We start from the raw sequence: 239 nt of genomic DNA, 5'->3' as shown, positions 1-239 counted from the left end.
TTCCATTATACATTTTGACTATAAGATCAATAATGCCATTTTTAAACAGGACCTTACATATATGGTTGGTTTATTTTATTGGGAAATGTCCACCGTTGGTTATCCGTTAGCCGATCTAGGAGTTGCTTTAAGCTACTGGACGGAAAGCGGTGAACCGTAACTTATCAAAATCGTTGTGTGTAAAGCATCCGTAACCACTTTACCTGGTTTCACGACAAGAAGGTCCTTTATCTATATGT

1 protein-coding gene is annotated in these 239 nt (G+C 37.7%); it reads left to right on the top strand.

The window, feature by feature from the left end:
• Positions 1–4 precede the first annotated feature (4 nt).
• The gene (locus ACYP5M_RS26715; protein ID WP_459735750.1) at positions 5–160 is read left to right on the top strand and encodes a phosphotransferase family protein; all 156 of its coding nucleotides are present in this window, start codon (positions 5–7) and stop codon (positions 158–160) included.
• The last annotated feature ends 79 nt before the right edge of the window (positions 161–239 follow it).

The sequence above is a fragment of the Peribacillus sp. N1 genome (assembly GCF_054600815.1).
The sequence above is the reverse complement of the archived record's forward strand: the minus strand, read 5'-3'. Positions and strand labels throughout refer to the sequence as shown.